The organism is Clostridium sp. SHJSY1 (assembly GCF_031626875.1).
GTDB lineage: Bacteria > Bacillota > Clostridia > Clostridiales > Clostridiaceae > Clostridium.
This window is the reverse complement of the sequence record NZ_JANDMF010000001.1, coordinates 199,362-218,277: the sequence shown is the minus strand read 5'-3', so window position 1 is coordinate 218,277 and position 18,916 is coordinate 199,362. Positions and strand designations below refer to the sequence as shown.

12 protein-coding genes are annotated in these 18,916 nt (G+C 32.0%); 9 read left to right on the top strand and 3 right to left on the bottom strand.

What is annotated here, in order from left to right:
- Positions 1-20 precede the first annotated feature (20 nt).
- A complete protein-coding gene (locus tag NNC19_RS00965; protein WP_310936758.1) occupies positions 21-1,781 on the top strand; it encodes a sensor histidine kinase in 1,761 nt (586 codons plus the stop codon).
- A gap of 84 nt (positions 1,782-1,865) precedes the next feature.
- Here the strand turns inward: NNC19_RS00965 and NNC19_RS00960 are convergent, their stop codons facing one another.
- Complete coding sequence (locus NNC19_RS00960) at positions 1,866-3,272, bottom strand: sugar porter family MFS transporter (protein ID WP_310936711.1); 1,407 nt, start codon at positions 3,270-3,272, stop codon at positions 1,866-1,868.
- 193 nt (positions 3,273-3,465) lie between these two features.
- A complete protein-coding gene (locus NNC19_RS00955) occupies positions 3,466-4,554 on the bottom strand; it encodes a GntR family transcriptional regulator (RefSeq protein WP_310936710.1) in 1,089 nt (362 codons plus the stop codon).
- A gap of 175 nt (positions 4,555-4,729) precedes the next feature.
- On the opposite strand from NNC19_RS00955, the gene NNC19_RS00950 reads away from it, so the two are divergent.
- The 6 genes from NNC19_RS00950 to NNC19_RS00925 are packed head-to-tail and all read left to right on the top strand — an operon-like array spanning position 4,730 to position 12,329.
- Positions 4,730-6,415 carry a ribulokinase gene (locus tag NNC19_RS00950; protein ID WP_310936709.1) on the top strand — a complete coding sequence of 562 codons (1,686 nt, stop codon included), beginning with the start codon at positions 4,730-4,732 and terminating at the stop codon, positions 6,413-6,415.
- Positions 6,416-6,420: 5 nt separating this feature from the next.
- Positions 6,421-7,134, top strand: coding sequence for an L-ribulose-5-phosphate 4-epimerase (locus NNC19_RS00945; protein ID WP_310936708.1), 714 nt, complete (start codon positions 6,421-6,423; stop codon positions 7,132-7,134).
- 3 nt (positions 7,135-7,137) lie between these two features.
- Positions 7,138-8,604: an L-arabinose isomerase gene (gene araA, locus NNC19_RS00940; protein WP_310936707.1), complete on the top strand. Its 1,467-nt coding sequence runs from the start codon at positions 7,138-7,140 to the stop codon at positions 8,602-8,604.
- Between the two features lie 25 nt (positions 8,605-8,629).
- The gene (gene fsa, locus NNC19_RS00935; protein ID WP_310936706.1) at positions 8,630-9,274 is read left to right on the top strand and encodes a fructose-6-phosphate aldolase; all 645 of its coding nucleotides are present in this window, start codon (positions 8,630-8,632) and stop codon (positions 9,272-9,274) included.
- A 21-nt stretch (positions 9,275-9,295) separates the two neighbouring features.
- Positions 9,296-11,287 (top strand): transketolase, encoded by a 1,992-nt coding sequence (gene tkt, locus NNC19_RS00930; RefSeq protein WP_310936705.1) that lies wholly within the window; start codon positions 9,296-9,298, stop codon positions 11,285-11,287.
- A gap of 13 nt (positions 11,288-11,300) precedes the next feature.
- Complete coding sequence (locus NNC19_RS00925) at positions 11,301-12,329, top strand: aldose epimerase family protein (protein WP_310936704.1); 1,029 nt, start codon at positions 11,301-11,303, stop codon at positions 12,327-12,329.
- Positions 12,330-12,406: 77 nt separating this feature from the next.
- Here the strand turns inward: NNC19_RS00925 and NNC19_RS00920 are convergent, their stop codons facing one another.
- Positions 12,407-13,210 (bottom strand): AraC family transcriptional regulator, encoded by an 804-nt coding sequence (locus tag NNC19_RS00920; RefSeq protein WP_310936703.1) that lies wholly within the window; start codon positions 13,208-13,210, stop codon positions 12,407-12,409.
- Positions 13,211-13,330: 120 nt separating this feature from the next.
- Here NNC19_RS00920 and NNC19_RS00915 point away from each other — a divergent pair, with 120 nt between their 5' ends.
- Positions 13,331-16,684: a hypothetical protein gene (locus NNC19_RS00915; protein ID WP_310936702.1), complete on the top strand. Its 3,354-nt coding sequence runs from the start codon at positions 13,331-13,333 to the stop codon at positions 16,682-16,684.
- Between the two features lie 91 nt (positions 16,685-16,775).
- On the top strand, positions 16,776-18,908 hold the full coding sequence (locus NNC19_RS00910; protein WP_310936701.1) for a glycoside hydrolase family 3 C-terminal domain-containing protein: 2,133 nt from the start codon (positions 16,776-16,778) through the stop codon (positions 18,906-18,908).
- Positions 18,909-18,916: the final 8 nt, after the last annotated feature.

Genomic DNA, 18,916 nt, shown 5'->3' with positions numbered 1-18,916 from the left:
TATGCATTGGGGGGAGTATGGTGAATAGGATAAAGACATATTTTATGAATAAAGGTATAGGAGAAAAGCTTATATTTTATTTCTTTGCAGTGATTTTACTTGTTACAGTAACAATAACTACTTTAGGAAATCTACTTTATAAAAAATCAATTAACATTTCACAAAATGAAAACACAAATCAAATAATTAAGCAAATTAATAATAATGTTGAAGCTTATATAAATAATGTGGAAAACATAATTAACTATATGTCTATAGATTCTAGAATATTAAAGTTTTTTAATGAGAATAAGCTAGAGAATGATGATATGGAGGACGAGGCTTATAAATCAATATATAACTATACAAAATTCAACCCAAAGATAGCAGGAATAATGATAGTAAACAAAAGTGGAGGATATATAAGTGATGTAATGAATAAGGTTTCTCGAGATTCATTAATCACTGAAGAATGGTATAGAAAAGCATGCAATGAACCTCAAGTAATACACTTATTTACTAAGCCAGTAGGAAGAAATATCGATAATATTTTTCGGTATTCAGCTGATGATATTTTCTCAATATCTAGGGCTATAGTTAATCCTAGTACTGATGAAATAAAAGGTGTAATTCTTATTGATATTAAATTAGATACCATTAAAAATATTATTGAAAATGCAAAGCCAGGAACAGCAGGATTTGCTTATATTAAAGATAGTGATGAAAATATAGTGTATACTCCTGTTAATAAAATAGTATACCGAATTAATAATAATTGGCTTAAGAAGAATGACAATGAAATAATAATAAAAGAGATAAATGGAGAAAAATATCAACTAACTAAGGTTACATCAAATTATACAAATTGGGATGTTATTGGGGTGTTTCCGGAGAGTGAAAGTTTAAGAGCTATTAAAAGAATAAAGTATTATTCTATATTTGTTGGTATTACAGCACTGATAATAGCAGAGATATTAGTAGTTATTTTTACAAAATCTATTGTAAAACCAATTTATAAGCTTAAGAAACTTATGAAAAAAGCCCAACAAGGGGAGTTAACAGTTTCATTTAATACAAAATATAATGATGAAATTGGGGAACTTGGTAGTTCATTTAATAATATGGTTAAGGAAATTGATAATCTTATAAACTTAGTTCAAATAGAAGAAAAAAGTAAAAGAATTGCAGAAATGAATGTTTTGCAGGCTCAAATTAAGCCTCATTTTATGTATAATACATTAGATACAATAAGATGGATGGCAGAAGAAAATAATGAAGAAGAAATAGTTGAGATAATAGAGGCTTTTACTAAGCTACTTAGAATAAGTTTAAGTAAAGGTAAGGAGATAATAAGTGTTGAAGAAGAGTTGAATCATGTACAAAGTTATTTAACTATACAGAAAATAAGATATGAAGATAAGTTAGACTATGAAATTAATTTTGAGTATAATATATTAAAGTACAAATTAATAAAATTAATTTTACAGCCATTAGTAGAAAATGCAATTTATCATGGAATTAAAGAAAAAAGAGGTAATGGTAAGATTAAAATAATAGGTAAAAAGGAAGAAAATTTACTGTGCTTTTTTGTAATGGATAATGGGAAAGGAATAGATAAAGAATTATTAAATAAAATAAATAAAATGCTTATAAATAGTGAAAAAGGAACTGAACTTGGATATGGGATTTTTAATGTAAATGAGAGGATAAGGCTTGCATATGGTAAAGAATATGGTTTGACATATAAAAGTACTTATGGTGAAGGAACAGTTGTAGAATTAAGGCATCCAATAATAGAATAAGGAGATAAATAAAAAAGATGATTCCTGCTTGGAAAACATCTTTTTTATTTATATATAAATTTTCTAATAAAAGGGCATTAAATACTATTTTGCATCCAAAGAAGGAGTAGCATGGTTTTTTGATTTAGGAAGCCAGAATTTTTCTATTTCTTCCAAAGATTTATTCTTTGTTTCTGGAACCTTAGTAGTAACTATAATAAAGCATAATACATTTATTCCACAGAACATCCAGAAAGTATAAGCTCCTCCAATACCATTTAGAAGCATTGGTGTAAATTGACCGATAGCCCAATTGGCACCCCATAAGAATATAGTTGCTATGCCTGTTGCACGCGCTCTTAAATGATTAGGGAATATTTCAGGAATCATAATCCAAGGAATAGGCCCCATTGAAATACAGAAAGAAACAACAAAGCAAATGATAAATAATAAAATTAAATATCCATTAGTAATGTTAAAATAGAAAGAAGTTCCAATTAACAACATAAAAATTGCCATAAGAGCTGAACCTATTTCCATTAATTTTTTACGTCCAAGTTTATCAATTAAGAACATAGCTAAGATAGTTGCAAATATTTCAACTACACCTATAATGCTTGTAGCAAGGAAACTAGAATTGCTCTTAAATCCAATCATTTGGAATATTTCAGGTCCATAGTAAGTAATGGAATTCATTCCAATAGCTTGATTAAATATTGCTAGGAAAATACCTATATAAAGAGCACTACGAAGTCCCGGTTGGAAAAGTTGTTTTAGTGATGCATCTTTTTCAGAATCAAGAGATTTAGAAATAGAATCAAGTTCTTCCTTTGCAATTTGTGGACCATTAATTTTAGTTAAAACAGCAGAAGCTTTTTCTACATTACCAGACTTAACTAAGAAACGTGGGCTTTCTGGTACGAAGAATAAAGTTAATAAAAATACAACAGCTGGAACAGTACCACATGCTAACATATATCTCCAACCTGTAGAAACTCTCCAAGAATCTCCACCCATGTTTACGATTCCAAGATTAACAAAATAAGTTATTGAAATACCGAATATGGTGAATAATTGATAAAGTGAAGATAACCTACCACGAATAGATGGAGGTGCACATTCAGTAATATAAGTTACTGATAAAGCTGATGCCATTCCTATACCTAGTCCACCTATTATACGAGCAAATATTAAAACGAATACAGTGGCAGAAACAGCAGAAATAGCAGCAGAAATAGCAAATAATCCAGCCGCAATCATTAAAACTTTTCTTCTACCAATAGCATCACCTAAGAAACCAGAAAAACCAACTCCAATGACACCACCAACCATAATACTTGATATTACAAAACCCTCCATAGCAGGAGATAAATTATATAATTCTTTTAAGAAACCTATTGCACCTGATATTACTGCAGTATCGTAACCGTATAATAAACCACCAAGACCTGCAGCGCATGAAATTAAAATTATAAATAATAAAGAATGCTTATGTGAATCATTTTTCGTCATATGAAAAGTCCTCCTTAAATAACATTAGTTTATTAGTTTTTATAGAATATTCAAAATCTTGAAAGCGATTACTCTTAAATGGTAATATTTATCTGTATAATTGTCAATATTAAAATATTTTTTATACGTATAAATTGGGATAAAAAAGAAGCAAAAAACCCTTGCAATCTCCAGCGCAAGGGTTTCAAAAAAATTATTTTTTTTCACAGGTTGAACTTCTAACAACAATTTCTGGTTCATATAAAATAGAATCGTTAGTATCGAACTTATTATTATTGTTAATTAATTTTATTATTAAGTTGGCTGCATCTTTACCCATTTGTTCTTTTGGGTGAATTATAGTAGTTAAATTTGGATTCATAATTATTGAAAGATGAGAATCATCAAAACCTATAAGAGAAAGATTCTCAGGAACTTTTAAATTAAGTTTTTCAGCAATAGTTAACACCATAAATGCTATTTCATCATTATAGCAAAAGATTCCAGTAGGCCTTTTTTCAGATCTTAATGCATATTCTATTTTTTGTGGTAATGATGAAGTTATTTCTTCTGAAAGATAAGTTAAAATCTGTCCAGGGGTAGGAGGAATATTATTTTCCTGACATTCTGAAATAAATCCATTCATTCTGTTAATTCCTTGAGAATCATCAACTTTGAAAATACCCATTAAATTTTTGTGATTTAAAGATATTAGATGTTTTGTTGCAAGTTTTCCTCCTTTAAAGTCATCAACTCTAAGGCTTGGGGCATTTAGTCCAGGATAACAAGCATTTATCATTACAAAGGGTATATTTTTAGCTATTATATTATTTAAATAGCCAATATTTTGATTTTGATATGCACTTTTAGTCGGTTCTAGAATAAGCCCATCTATTTTGTGGGCCAACAAGTTCTTTAAGTTACTATTTTCAAACATAACGTTATTGTTTGTTGAAGATAGTAAAAGCGAGTAGAATTCAGCATAAAGGGTATCTTCAACACCTCTAATTATATCAGGGAAGATATAGTTAGATATATGAGTTGTAAGTACAGCTACGTTTTTTGTATTTGTAAGGTTAGCGCTATTTTCTGCCCAATCAGATAAATATATACCGCTTCCTTGTATTCTATATACATATTCTAAAGAAACAAGATCACCTATAGCTTTTCTTATAGTATGTCTGCTTACTTTGAACATTTCCATTAATTCTGATTCAGTTGGTATCTTTTCATGAGGCTTATATTTGCTAGTTTTAGCCCAATTTATAATGCTTTCTTCTACCTCTTCATATTTGTGTTTCATGATCTTCTCCTAAATATAATATTTTACATAAATTATATCAAAAATGAACTGATTTCACAACATTATGTAGAAAATTCATACGTATAACTTTTGAAATAGTTATTGACATTTATACGTATAAATACTATGCTTTTATTATGAAAGCGATTAACTTAAAAAAAGGATGGTTGGTAAAATGGCAAATAAGTATACAGTAGGAGTTGATTTTGGGTCTTTATCTGCAAGAGCAGTAGTAGTTAGATTAGAAGATGGTGAAGTTTTATCATCAGAAGTTATGGATTATCCTGATGCAGTTATAGATGAACATCTACCAGATACCAATATTAAATTAGGTAATGACTGGGCACTTCAGAATCCAAATGATTATTATAATTGTTTTGTTGAAACTGTTAAAAAGGCAGTTCAAGAGGCTTGTAAGACAATATCAAAAGATGACATCATAGGTGTATCTGTTGATTTCACATCTTGCACTGTTCTTCCTGTTAAGGCAGATGGAACTCCATTAATGAATCTTGATAGATGGCACGATAATCCTCATGCATGGGTAAAACTTTGGAAACATCACGCTGCACAAGGACAAGCTGATAGATTAAATGCTATTGCAAGAGAACGCAATGAAGCTTGGCTAAAGTATTATGGAGGAAAGATTTCATCTGAATGGGTATTCCCAAAACTAATGCAAATCGCTGAAGAAGCACCAGAAGTTTATAAAGAGATGGATAGATTTATAGAAGCTACAGATTGGATTACATGGCAATTAACTGGAGTAGAAATGCGTAATGCAACAACTGCTGGATACAAAGCTATTTGGAATGCAGAAACAGGATTTCCAAGCAAGGAATTTTTTAAAGCTTTAAATCCATTGATGGAAAACGTTATAGAAGAGAAAATTGGAATGAAATTTTATCCAGTAGGAACAAAGGCAGGCAATCTTTTATCAAAGGTAGCAGATGCAACAGGGTTAAATACAGGCATTCCAGTAGCTGTTGGTAATGTAGATGCTCATGTATCAGTGGCACCAACAGGAGTTATTGAAGCAGGAACAATGTTAAATATTATGGGAACTTCAACCTGTGATATTACACTTGGAAATAAAGAAGTTCCAGTTCCAGGTATATGTGGAGTAGTAAAAGATGGGGCAGTACCAGGGTATTATGCTTATGAGTCAGGACAAAATGCTGTTGGAGATATATTTGCTTGGTTTGTTAAAAATCAAGTTCCAGAAAGATATTTTAAAGAAGCAGATGAAAGAAATATGAATATTCATCAATTACTAGAAGAGAAAGCCAAGAAATTAAAGATTGGTGAAAGTGGACTATTAGCTCTTGATTGGTGGAATGGAAATAGATCAATTCTTGTAGATACAGACCTTACAGGACTAATCTTTGGTATGAATCTTGAAACAAAGCCAGAAGAAATCTACAGAGCATTAATAGAAGCTACAGCTTTTGGTAAGAGATTAATTATAGATAATTTTGAAGAAAATGATATTAAGATTGACAAGCTTATTGTTTGTGGAGGATTACCTCATAAAAATCAAATGTTAAATCAAATATATGCTGATATAACAGGAAAAGAAATATTTATAGCCGAACATCTTCAAGCTCCTGCAATAGGTGCTGCTATGTTTGCAGCAGTTGCAGCTGGAAAAGAACTTGGTGGTTTTGATTCTATTGAAGAAGCATCTAAAAAAATGACAAGACTTAGAGAAGAGTCTATAAAGCCTGTTCCTGAAAATGTAAAGAGATATGAAGCTATTTATAGAGAGTATGTAAAATTACATGACTATTTTGGACGTGGAGAAAATGATGTAATGAAGCATCTTAAGAAGATTAAGGAGAATGCTGCAAAGAGAGGTTAAAGTTTATGTTAGAAAGATTAAAGGAAGAAGTATTAGAAGCTAATTTATTACTTCCTAAATATAGATTAATAACATTCACATGGGGAAATGTAAGTGGAATCGATAGAGAGAAAGGGCTTGTAGTCATTAAACCAAGTGGTGTTGAATATTCAGAAATGAAAGCTAGTGATATGGTTGTGGTAGATTTAGATGGAAAGATAGTTGAAGGAAATTTAAATCCATCAAGTGATACAGCAACACATTTAGTATTATATAAAGCTTTTCCCAATATAAAGGGAATTGTACACACACATTCACCTTGGGCAGTTTCATTTGCTCAGGCAGGAATGGTAATTCCAGCAGCAGGAACTACACAGGGAGACTATTTTTATGGAGATGTACCTGTAACACGCCAAATGACAGCTGGAGAAATTGAAGGTGAATATGAAAAAGAAACAGGTAATGTTATAGTTGAAACTTTTAAAAATAGTAATATAAATCCTGATTATATGCCAGGCGTTTTAGTAAATGATCATGGACCATTTACTTGGGGAACAAATCCAGAAAATGCTGTTCACAATTCAGTTGTATTAGAAGAGGTAGCAAAGATGACATATCATTCATTGCAGCTAAATCCAGAAAATATTAGGATGAACAAATCGTTATTAGATAAACACTTTTTCCGTAAGCATGGAGAAAGTGCATATTATGGACAAAATACAAGTAAAAAGGAGAGATAAGTTATGTTAAAAAATAATAAAATGGAATTTTGGTTTGTTGTAGGGAGTCAGCACTTATATGGTGAAGAAGCTTTAGCTGAAGTTAGAAAAGACTCACAAGAAATTGTAGATGAATTAAATAAGAGTGCAAATTTGCCTTATGAAATAGTATTTAAATCTTTAGCAACATCCTCTGATGAAATAAAAAAGATAATGAAAGAAGTTAACTATAGAGATGAAGTGGCAGGAGTAATCACATGGATGCATACTTTTTCACCAGCAAAAATGTGGATTGCAGGAACTAAAATTTTACAAAAGCCATTATTACATCTAGCAACTCAATTTAATAAAAATATCCCTTGGAAACAAATAGACATGGATTATATGAATTTACATCAAAGTGCTCATGGTGATAGAGAATATGGATTTATTAATGCAAGACTTAATAAAAACAATAAGGTTGTTGTAGGTTATTGGAAAGATAAAAATATCCAAAAAGAAGTAGCTGATTGGATGAAGGTAGCATCAGGATATATAGCTAGCCAAGATATTAAAGTTGCTCGTTTTGGTGATAATATGCGTAATGTTGCAGTTACTGAAGGAGATAAAGTAGAAGCTCAAATTCAATTTGGATGGACTGTGGATTATTTTGCTATAGGTGATTTAGTAGCTGAAATGGATAAGGTTTCAGAAAATGAAATCAACAAGACATACAAAGAATTTGAAGAACTATATATTTTAGAACCTGGAGAAAATGATCCAGCATATTATGAAAAGCAAGTTAAAGAGCAAATAAAAATCGAAATAGCATTAAGGACTTTCTTAGATAGAGGAAATTATAATGCATTCTGTACAAACTTCGAAGATCTTTATGGAATGAAACAATTACCTGGATTAGCAGTTCAACGTTTAAATGCAGAAGGTTATGGATTTGCAGGTGAAGGAGATTGGAAAACTGCAGCTTTAGATAGAATGTTAAAGGTTATGACAAATAACACTAAAACTGGGTTCATGGAAGATTACACATATGAATTACAAAGTGGAAATGAAAAAGTATTAGGTGCTCATATGTTAGAAGTTGACCCTACATTTGCATCAGATAGACCAAAAGTTGTTGTTAAACCACTAGGAATAGGTGATAAAGAAGATCCAGCTCGTTTAATATTTAATGGATCAACAGGAAATGGTGTAGCTGTATCTATGTTAGATTTAGGTACTCATTATAGATTAATTATAAATGAATTAACTGCTGTAGAACCAGATGAAGACATGCCTAATTTACCAGTTGCAAAAATGGTATGGAAGCCAGAACCTAATTTCTTAGATGGAGTGAAAGCTTGGATATATGCAGGTGGTGGACATCATACAGTTGTATCTCTAGAGTTATCTGTTGAACAAATATATGATTGGAGCCGTATGGTAGGACTTGAAACTGTAATTATAGATAGAAATACAAAACTTAGAGATATTATAGAAAAAACAACAAAATAGATCTTTATATTTAGGAGGAGAAAAAATGAAGTTATTTATAGATACAGCTAATGTTGATGAAATAAAAGAAGCTAATGATATGGGAATAATTTGTGGAGTAACAACAAATCCTTCACTTATAGCAAAGGAAGGCAGAGACTTTAATGAAGTTATACAAGAGATTACATCTATAGTAGACGGGCCTATAAGTGGAGAAGTTATTGCTTTAGATGCAGAAGGAATGATTAAAGAAGGAAGAGAAATAGCTAAAATCCATAAAAATATGGTAGTAAAAATACCAATAACAGAAGAAGGATTAAAAGCTGTAAAAGTGTTATCTAAAGAAGGAATAAAGACAAATGTAACACTTATATTTTCAGCAGGTCAAGCTCTTCTTGCAGCAAAAGCAGGAGCTACCTTTGTAAGTCCTTTTCTTGGAAGATTAGATGATATATCTTCAGATTCAATGGAGTTAATAAATTCTATTGTTAATATTTTTGAGATTCATGGTATAGAAACAGAAATAATAGCTGCAAGTATAAGAAGTCCAAAACATGTAGTTGATGCTGCAGAAGCTGGGGCACATATAGGTACAATTCCATATAAAGTTTTAAAACAATTAGTTAAACATCCTCTTACTGATGCAGGAATAGAGAGATTTATGAAGGATTGGGAAGAAGCATTTAAATAAGAAATAAAGGAGGGTAGCTTTATGGAAAGAGATAAATTAGCTATAAATACAATAAGAATACTTTCAGCAGAAGCTATTGAAAAGGCAAAGTCTGGACATCCAGGCTTGCCTTTAGGTTGTGCAACAATGGCTTATACACTTTGGGGTAGACATCTAAAACATAATCCAGGAAATGCAGATTGGAGAGATAGAGATAGATTTGTACTTTCTGCAGGGCATGGTTCAATGCTTTTATATTCTTTACTTAATATATTTGGATATGATGTAAGTGAAGAGGACATTAAGAATTTTAGACAATATGGAAGTAAAACTCCTGGACATCCTGAATATAGGCATACTCATGGAATAGAAACAACTACAGGACCACTAGGACAAGGAATTTGTAATGCAGTTGGTATGGCTATAGGAGAAACCTATTTAGCAAAAAAATTTAATAGGGAAGATTATAAGATCGTAGATCATTATACTTATGCTATAGCTGGTGATGGATGTTTAATGGAAGGAATTTCAGGTGAAGCTAGCTCTTTAGCTGGAACTCTAGGACTAGGAAAATTAATAGTTTTATATGATTCAAACAATATATCTATAGAAGGTAATACAGATATTGCTTTCAGAGAAAATGTTGCTTTAAGATATGAAGCATATGGATGGCAAGTTATAAATGTAGATGATGGAAATGATATAAAGAAGATAGATTCAGCTATTGAGGCAGCTAAAAAGGAAGAAAATAAACCTTCAATAATAATTGTCAAAAACATAATAGGTTTTGGATGTCCTAGTAAACAAGGAACACCATCAGCACATGGGGAAGCTTTAGGAGAAGAAAATCTAAAACTTACAAAAGAAAACTTAAATTGGAATTATGAACCTTTTACTATTCCAAATGAGGTAAGGGCTTTTAGAGAAGAATTCAAAGTAAAAGCTGAAAAAGAAGAAATTAAATGGAAAAATTTATTTAAAGAATATGAAAAAGAATATCCAGCTTTAGCTAAAGAATGGGAACTTTGGTTTAGTGGAGTGGGAGAAGTTAATCTTTTAGAAGAAGATGAGTTCTGGAAATTTGATAAGCCAATGGCTACAAGACAATCCTCAGGGGTTATAATCAATAGACTTGCAAAACTTCTTCCTAACCTTATAGGCGGTTCTGCAGATTTAGCACCATCAAATAAAACATATATGGAAGGTAGAGGAGACTTTTCAGCAGAAAATAGAAAAGGATCTAATATGCATTTTGGTGTAAGAGAACATGCTATGGCTGCTATTGCTAATGGAATGTATTTACATGGAGGGCTTAAAGTATTTGTTGGTACATTCTTTGTATTTAGTGATTATATGAAGGGAGCAATGAGACTTTCAGCTTTAATGAAACTTCCAATTACTTATGTGTTAACTCATGACAGTATTGGAGTAGGAGAAGATGGACCAACTCATGAACCTATTGAACAATTAGCAGCACTTAGATCAATCCCTAATATGACTACATTTAGACCAGCTGATTCAAATGAAACTGCTGTAGCTTGGTACTGTGCGATAAATAGTAAAAAAGGACCAACTTCCTTAGTTCTTACAAGACAAACACTACCTTTATATGAGGGATCAGGTAAAAAAGCATTAAAGGGTGGATATATACTTAAAAATTCAAAAAATAAAGAAAATCCAGATATTATATTAATGGCTTCAGGTTCTGAAGTTGAACTTATTTTTAATGCTGCAAAAGAATTAGAAAAAGAAAATATAGATGCAAGAGTTGTTAGTATGCCTTCTTTTGAATTATTTGAAGAGCAAAGTGAAGAGTATAGGAATTCAGTATTACCTAAAAAGGTTAGGGCAAGAGTTGCTGTAGAAGCTGCATCACCTTTTGGGTGGCATAAATATGTAGGCCTTGATGGGGAAGTAATAGGAATGAAGACATTTGGAGCATCAGGAAAGGCAGAAGTTTTATTTAAAGAATTTGGATTTACTATAGAAAATGTAGTAGAAAAAGCTAAGAAAGTTTTAGAAAATTTAAAATAAAGGTGGGAGAAATGTGATTGAAAAAGAAATTTGTGGACAATCTAAAGAAAAGCCTGTGTATAAGTACACTATAAATAATAAAAATGGCATGAAATTTTCATGCATTTCTCATGGAGCTACTTTAACAGAAATTTATGCTTTAGATAAAAATAATAATCCAGTTAATGTATTGCTAGGATTTGATAATTTAGATTACTATTTAAAAGATACAAAAATATTTTCAGCAGCAGCTATAGGGCGTGTGGCTGGACGTATAGAAAAAGGTGAATTTGAGATTAAAGGGAAAAGGTATAAGGTAGAACCAAATGAAGGAGAAAATCTTCTTCATGGAGGTACTCATGGCTTTAATTCATTTAATTGGGAAAGTGAGATTTCTGAAAGTAATAATAGTGTAACCTTTTATAAAATTATTAAAGAAGAGCATGATGGGTTTCCTGGTAATATGAAAGTTAAAATCACCTATTCTTTAAATGATAATAATGATTTAAATATTGATTTTGAGGCAGTTTCAGATAAGGATACGTTATTTAATCCAACTATACATTCTTATTTCAATTTAAGTGGTAATTTTGATAATTTACTAAGAAATCATACCTTAAAAATTAATTCAGACTATGTTGGAGAACTTAGAACTGATAATATACCTACAGGAAATCTTAAAAATGTTAAGGAAACACCTTTTGATTTTAGAAAGCCAAAGGATTTAATGAAGGTAATAGAGAGTTTTAAAAAGGAATTAAAATTAGATGGAATAGATCATCCATTTAAAGTTAATAGTAAAAATATTACTACTTTAACTAGTGAAGATACAGGAATAAGATTAGATATTGAATCAGAACGAAATGCATTAATTGTTTATACTTTAAACTATGATTATGATAATTTCAAAATGAATGGTAAGAGTATAGAAAAACATATGGCAGTTGCATTAGAGCCTCAAACTTTACCAGATGCAATTAATCATGAAGGTTTTGGGGACATTGTACTAAAGGCTGATAAAAATAAACATTATAATATAAAATATCATTTTGGATTAGCTTAAAGTTAATTAGGAATTTATGCACCAATCATTGTGGGATTGGTGCATTTTTAATTTATGATTCCATAAAATATACATAACTATAAATATTGGTGGCTTTTATTTTTCTCTAATAGAATTTTAGATGGTGAGAATCCTTTTGTTTTTTTAAATAGCTTACTAAAGTAGTAAACGTCTTCAAAACCGCATCTATATGCAGCCTCTTGAACAGAAAATTCACCACTCAACAAAATATTTTCAGCATTATTAATTTTCATTCGATTAATATATTCTTTAACAGATAATCCCATGTACCTCTTAAAAAGAGTGCCAAAATAGGCAGTGGTTAAACCAGCGGAAGATGCCAATTCTTTTACTTCTATTTGATTTTGCAAGTTTCTTAAAATATAGTTAATAGCTTTTTGAATACGTTTGTCTACATCAATAATGTTATCTTTATAATACAAATGTTTAAAATAATAATGAAGTATCATAAGAAGTAAAGCACGAGTTTTTAATTCGTAACCTTGGTTTTTTTTCAACCATTCAAATGTTAAATTATTATATAGAGAAAGCAATTCTTCTGGTTTACCAATATGTGATACTAGAGGAAATGGCAAAGCTACAGTATTACCTGTTAGATTATACAGTTGGAAATTTAGAGCATAACTTGACATCAAATTTTCATCATCAGTAAAGGCACTTCTACGGCTACCTGCTGGAATGCATATAAGATCACCTTCATTTAATTCATATTTTGCATTATTAATAGTATAGTAAGCTTTTCCTTTAAAGATATATGTCAAATCAATAAAATTTGTTATGTCATCTTCAATAATCCAACTAGGTGTGGAATGTCTATTAATGAAATATTCAATTTGTGGATTAATATCAGCATAATTCATATAAAAATATACTATCCTTTCGAAAATTGTACAAGTCATCTAATTTTTGACCATTGAGTTTATTATATTATAGCAATAAAATATTATCAATAACTTACAATTAAAGAAGGAGATTACAATATGAGGAAAAATAAGGAAACAAAGTCGTTGGCATTTTTAATTGGTACTACACTAGCATTTTCTATGAGTATTACAATGTCGGTCCCTTTTCAAGCAAAGGCAGTAAATTATGCAGCTCCAGTTATTGCTGATTGGAAAACAACATATCAGACTATGGATGGTGTAGGTTCTGCTTATGCATATACTGCTTCAAGTATGCTTCTACAGTTAGCTACAGCAGGTAAACAAGAAACAGTCAGCCATTTGCTTGACTTAGCATTTAGTGAAAAGAATGGAACTGGACATGATATTGTGCGAGTTATTATTGGTAATGGTGGTGTTACTGCTAGTGGGGCTTCACAAAGTAGTCCAGGATTTAATCCAAAGACAGGTTTCATGGCTGACATAAATAAACCTGGTTATGACATAGAAGGAAACCCAATTCCTGTGAATGGAACAGCTGGTTTGTATGGCTATAAGATGATGAAAGCATCAAATCGTTTCTATGATGGTCAAACTGATACAATTTGGCCAAATGAACCTGAACATCAATCTGGCACTATGGTTCCTGTAAAGGATTTCGCGTGGGATTATAATAATTGGGATAAGCCTATAGCAAATGATAATGGTGGTCCTGTAAATTGGATTAAAGAATCAGGAGATAAACCTGTAGTAATTAAGAGCAGTTCCCGTACTAGGAAAGAAATCTTTGATGTAGACCAAGTGTGGACTATGAAACAAGCAATGAAGTATGGGGTACATACCTTTTATGCCTGTATGTGGGAGGCACCTTATTGGATGAGCAAGCCAGCTTCAGCTGGAAGCAATGTTCCAAGTAAAATAATACGTGATGATAAAGCTGCAGATGGTAAAAAAATATACTATCAAGCATATGCAGATTATTTAGTGAATTATATTAAGGGCTATTGGGAGCAGTGGGGGATTCCTATTACTAATATAAACCCATTTAATGAACCTGACCTTGAAGGTGCAAGTTCTTCATATATCAAGGAGCTTATTGATGATTACATAGGGCCAACTTTAAAGAAAGCAGTACAGCCAGGTGGTAGTCTATATGAAATTAAGAATCCTGATGGTAAAGTCATTGATTTTCAACCAAAGTTATGTGCATTAGATGGAACTAATCTAGAAGCTACTTTGGATAAAGGAGCTGAGGTTTTTCCTGAACTAGATTCTGGTACAAACAAACATAAGTATCTTGATGTGACTACCACTCATTTATATGGTTCAGTTGGCACTGGTACAGATGAAACCATACTAAAGCATAATGCAGAAGGAAATAGCAATATTGCACTTAAACCTTATGACTATACAGTAGATGGTTCAAAGTGGCCATCATACCTAAATGGATATAAAATCTGGCAAGCCGAGTTTATGAATCAAGATGTTAGTGATGGATCAGCAGGTGCATATACTCAGCGTTATGGAAATCAGAATATCAATGATGCTGTACGATATTCATACCTTATGACAAATATGTTCACTAGTAATCCAGGTATTAATGCCTATCTATGGTGGATGACATGGGATAATAACGGTGCAGATGGTTCTGACCTAATTCGTTTGGTAAACACAAACTCCCAACAATATGCTGGACATACTAGTACACTAACAGGTGAATATCGAATCTTTAAACGCTTTTATGGCTTTGGTCATTTTTCACGTTTCATGAATCCAGGGGATAAACGTTTTAGTGTGACACGTGAGCCAAGCGATAACTTAAATGTCGTTGGATTCAAGAGTTCAGATAATAAGGATTTCTCAATAACTGTAACTAATTCTAATAATGATGACAGTAATAAACATCTAGAGTTCACCTTGAGGGATTTTCCAGAGGGTACTAAGAGTGTAACAGTATTTCGTACTTCTGGAAGTGAAAATCAGAAGAAGCTTGAAAAGATTCCTGTGAAGAATGGTAAGTTCATCATTGATATTCCATCAGCAAGTATTGTTACAATAGTACCATCTGAAGGTAGGTATGCTACTTTTAATGGACTTGATAGTGAACGTGATATTTTCTCCACTTTTGAAGCAGAAGAAAACGATAGCGATATAAAGGGAAATAATGTTGGGAATGCTGGTCGTACAAAAGAAGCAGTTTCACTTGGTAATAGTGAGTATCTCTCTTATAAAAATGTAAATTTTGCTGATGGTTCTACCAATGGTGGTACTGTTCGTAGACACTTGCTATATCTAACAGCACTTTCACATGCAACATCAGGTAAGGGTGGAAGCTTACTTGCATATGTGCTACCTGTTGGTACACATGTAGGAAGCATTAACGATATAACATCAAAAGGAAAACGTGTAGCTGAAATACTTGTACCAGAAGGAACAAATTATGGCAAATATCAAGCTAAGGTTGACACAGGTGATAATGGAGCTTATGGACATAAAGATCTTTATATTGTAGCTGCATTAGGTGGGTTACAGGATAAGATTACAGTTGATCGCTTTTTATTTGGAGCTAATGATTCTGATTGGAGTAATGATGCAAATAATTCAGTGGTAACTACAGACGGAAATGTGCTAAAGAATGGAGATTTTGATACTACAACTGATTCAAATACTGATGGATGGTCAGTAGGTAGATATAGCAAAGGAAAGTTTGAGCAAAATGTCACTGGACCTACACTAAGTGCGAGCACAATTCAGAGTTATTCAGGGCTTTCAAGATATCTAAAAAATAATAACACTTCAAAAGTTGCTGGTTCTGCAAGATTGGAAAATCGTACAAGTACTGATGGACAATATGATGGTATATGGCAAGATGTCACTGGTAAGATGACAAAAGGTGAGAGATATCATTTTAATGGTCAATTCCTTTCAATGAAGGATGGACCACTAGATTATGAGGTTGCAGCTGAAAAACCAGGAGATGTTAAAGCTGCATTAGTATACTATGACCAAAGTGGTAAACAGTTAGGTATTACTAAAATTGGTGGACGCGATATGCCAAAACCTCTTGCAGCACGTGAAGCTGGTGAAAGGGCTTGGTTTAATGGTAATACATTGGTAGGTTCTATTCTTGAAGGTGGGCCTCTTAGTATAAGTTCTTTTCAACCTGTTAATGTAAAAGTAGCAAATTGGGCTGAAAGTAGCAATGAGGCTTTTGTATATGATGAGCCAAATGGTACTGCTAAGGTTATTATGACACTGTATTCCAAGGATGGTAATATACTTTATGCTGATGAACTTTCTATTGTTCCAGCACCAGACCGTGATGCCCTAAGACAAGCATTTAAGAAGTATAAGGGGAAAAATAGTAGTCTTATTTATGAGACTCAGAAAGCATTAACAAGTAGCAGTATAACTCAAAGAAAAGTTGCAGAATTGATAAAAGCACTAAAATAGGGAAAACAGTAGCAATAGAAGTATAAGAGATGTTTAGAATGATGATAAATTTTCTATCAAACAAGAAAAAATATAGAGAGAAGGTAATACTATGGGAGACAATGAAAGAATAACTAATGAGCGTGCATTAGAGAAAGCAAAAGAATTAGTATCTAAAATGACTCTTCAAGAAAGAGCAGAACAATTAACTTATAAGGCACCAGCTATAAAACATTTAAATATACCAAGATATAATTGGTGGAATGAGGGGCTTCATGGGGTAGCAAGGGCAGGGACAGCAACAGTATTTCCTCAAGCTATTGGACTAGCTGCTATGTTTGATGATGAGCTACTAGAAAAAATTGCACAAGTTATAGCAACTGAAGGTCGTGCAAAATATAATGAGAATTCTAAGAAAGGTGATAGAGATATTTATAAAGGATTGACATATTGGTCTCCTAATATAAACATTTTCCGAGATCCAAGATGGGGACGTGGGCATGAAACTTATGGTGAAGACCCATATTTAACTTCTAGGTTAGGAGTGGCTTTTGTAAAAGGATTACAAGGTGATGGAAAGTATTTAAAAATAGCAGCATGTGCTAAACACTTTGCAGTGCACAGTGGACCAGAAGGGTTAAGACATGAATTTAATGCTGTTGTAAGTGAAAAAGATTTATTTGAAACTTATTTACCAGCCTTTGAAGCTTGTGTGAAAGAAGCTGACGTTGAAGCAGTAATGGGGGCTTACAATCGTACAAATGATGAACCTTGTTGTGGAAGTAAAATTTTATTAAAGGATATTTTAAGAGGAAAATGGAAATTTAAAGGGCATGTGGTATCTGATTGTTGGGCTATTGCAGATTTTCATTTGTATCATAAGGTTACAAGTACAGCTACTGAATCAGCAGCTCTTGCAATAAAAAATGGTTGTGATTTAAATTGTGGAAATGTATATCTTCAAATGTTACTAGCGTATAAAGAAGGTTTAGTATCAGAAGAAGATATAACTACAGCTGCTGAAAGATTAATGGCAACAAGAATTAGGTTGGGTATGTTTGATGAAGAATGTGAATACAACAAAATACCTTATGAAATGAATGATAGTAAGGAAAATAATGAAATCTCACTAATGGCTTCAAGAAAATCCATAGTAATGTTAAGAAATAATGGAGTACTTCCATTAGAAAAATCAAAATTAAAATCTATTGGAGTTATTGGACCAAATTCAAATAGTGAGTTAATGCTTAAAGGAAATTATTTTGGTACTGCTTCAAAGTACACCACAATACTAGAAGGAATTCATGAAGCTGTAGATAAAGATGATATAAGGGTATTTTATTCAGAAGGTTGCCACCTATACAAGGATAGAGTTTCAGGTTTAGCAGAAGCAGATGATAGAATGGCTGAAGCTATTACTGTTGCAGAACATAGTGATGTAGTTATTCTTTGCTTAGGTTTAGATTCTTCAATTGAAGGAGAACAAGGAGATGCTGGTAATAGCGATGGTGCAGGGGATAAGTTAAGTTTGAATTTACCAGGAAAGCAACAAGAATTGCTTGAAAAAGTAATTGCAACAGGTAAACCTGTAATAGTAGTACTTGGAGCTGGAAGTGCATTAACTTTGCAAGGGAAAGAAGAAAATTGTGCTGCTATTTTGGATGCATGGTATCCAGGTAGTCATGGTGGTAGAGCTGTAGCTGATATATTATTTGGAGAATGTTCACCAAGTGGTAAATTACCTGTAACTTTCTATAAAACTACTGAAGAATTACCAGAATTCACTGATTACTCTATGAAAGATAGAACTTATCGTTATATGACGAATGAAAGTTTATATCCATTTGGCTATGGATTAACTTATTCATCTGTTGAATTATCTGATTTATCAGTATCTGATATTAATAAAGATTTTGAGGGGGTTAATATAAGTCTTAAAATCACCAATGTAGGAAATTATGACATAGAGGAAGTGGTTCAATGCTATGTAAAGGATTTGGAATCACAGTTTGCAGTTGATAATTATAGTTTAGCAGGATTTAAACGTATTGCACTTAAAAAGGGGGAAAGTAAAATCATATCGATTAAAATAGATAAAAAATCTTTTGAAGCTGTAAATAATGAAGGTGAAAGAATTCTTGATAGCAAGAGGTTTAGGTTGTTTATTGGTATATCACAACCAGACAGTAGGAGTATTAATCTTACAGGAATTACCCCACTAGAAGCTGATATTGAATTGTTATAAAAAATATG